The sequence below is a fragment of the Streptomyces sp. 8K308 genome (assembly GCF_004348315.1).
GTDB lineage: Bacteria > Actinomycetota > Actinomycetes > Streptomycetales > Streptomycetaceae > Streptomyces.
This window is the reverse complement of record NZ_SMKC01000587.1, coordinates 1-1,859: the sequence shown is the minus strand read 5'-3', so window position 1 is coordinate 1,859 and position 1,859 is coordinate 1. Positions and strand designations below refer to the sequence as shown.

The window sequence follows — 1,859 nt, the reverse complement described above, 5'->3', positions numbered from 1 at the left end:
GTGGTGGGTTGAAGGGCGGGGGCCTGGCGGTCCCACAACCGCGCCCGACCGGGAGGGGAATGGTCGGGAGCGGCAGCAGCAACGCCAGAACATGCAGGTCACAACAGGAGTGGGGCCGCGCCGGGTGTTCGGCGCGGCCCCACAGGTGGTGCGGGGAAGGGCGGGCTAGGCCTGGTCGGGCCGGGCGGCCCCTTCCGCCAGGAGCTGCGCGGCCTCCTGGCGGTACTCGGACGCGGTCGCCGGGGAGGACACCCCGCACTCCCGCTGAATGTCCGCCAACGCGACCGCCTCGGGCAGGCCGCCGGCGGCCTCGATCATGCGCTTCACCTTCAGGACCGCTCGCTGCCTCGGGGACAGTCGCGCCCGGTCCTCCATTTCGACCGCACGCTCCTCGATTTCGGCAGCGGCCAACCGCATTTCGGCAGCACGCAGCTCGGCTTCGGCGGCAGCCTCCCGAGCGCGCAGCGTCTCAGCGAGAGCCGCCTCCTGGCGCCGCTTTTCGTCGGCGGCGAGCCGGTCGAGTTCGGCAGCGGCGCGCCGGGTTTCGGCAGCGTCCCGCTCGGTTTCGGCGGCGAGCTGGTCGGCTTCGGCAGCGCGGAGGCGGGCTTCGGCAGCGGCCGCCGTCTCCTTCGCGGCGGCCTCCAGTTCCGCGGCCGCGTCAGCGACGCGGGCCGCCTGCCGCTGCTCTGCCGCCCGCCGCTCCAACTCTGCGGCGCGGGCGTCGGCGGCGGCCTGGGCCTCGCGCTCCACGGCCTCCTTGCGGTCCGCTTCCGCCCGGCGGGCCCGGGCCTCCGCGACGGCCGCCGACTCCAGCGCCGTCTCCTCCAACTCCGCGGCTCGGGCGGCGGCCGTCGCGGTCGCCTGCGCTTGGGTCTGCGCGGCGGCGATCGCCGCGTCGGAGTTAGCCGCAGCGACGCCCTCAGCGGCCCTCAGATCGGCCTTGAGCAGGCTCTTCTCCTTGCGGTGCGCGATGCGTTCCTTCTCCGCCTCGTGCTCGGCGCGCTCCTTGTCGAGCTCGAGCTGGCGGGCGCGCTTGTCGGCCTCCTGCTGCCGGCGCAGCTCCTGGCGGGCCATCGCGTCGGGCAGGGCCAGGGCCTCGTCGACGGTGAGGCCGAACGGGGCGAGGCGCTTGGGCAGCAGGGCGAGGGCTTCCTCGCTGCCCTCAGCCAACTTGGACTTGGCCAGGTGGGCCTTGTACTCGTTCCAGGCGTCGAAGATGGCCCGCTCGCGCTGCCGTTCCATGGCCTTGGCGTAGCCGACCCGCCACATCCGCATGGTGTGGAAGATCCGCCAGGTCGAGCGTGGGGCCAGGATCCAGCGGTGGCCGGGGATGACGTCGTGGTCGGCCGGCAGCGCGGCCTGGTGCACGAGGATCCGGCGGCCGGCCTCGGTGCCGATGACGAAGAGCACCGGCATGAGGCCGTGCGAGATGGCCTTGTCGATGTTCTCGCTGATGGCGCCGTGAGCTGCGGCGTTGAAGTAGATCGACGCGCCGGTCATGGTGTGGGCCAGGAGCCGCAGGATCGGCCAGGAGGTGCGGATCGCGGCCATGAACAGGTCCATGACCAGGCACGTCACGATCGCCGCGTCCACGCCGATCGCGAACAGCGGCGCGTCCTCCATGGAGAACCCGAACATGGTGTGGCCGGCCAACGAGAGGTTCCCGAAGGACAGGTAGAAGCCGATCACGCCGATGAGCAGCGCGCCGACGACGGTGCCGATCCCGAGCGCGATCTTGACGCTCCGGGAGACCTCCCGCCGGGGCTCGGGAGCCGTCTCCGAAACGCCGGTCGGCGTCCCCGAAACGGTGCCGGCCGCGTCCGAAACGACGGGCGGCGTCTCCGAAACGAGGGCCGAGG

Annotated in this window: 1 protein-coding gene; it reads right to left on the bottom strand. The window is 72.9% G+C overall.

Going from position 1 to position 1,859, the window contains the following annotated elements:
• Positions 1 to 165 precede the first annotated feature (165 nt).
• On the bottom strand, positions 166 to 1,859 hold a 1,694-nt coding region (locus E1265_RS35940; RefSeq protein ID WP_132935134.1), incomplete at its 5' end, for a DUF2637 domain-containing protein.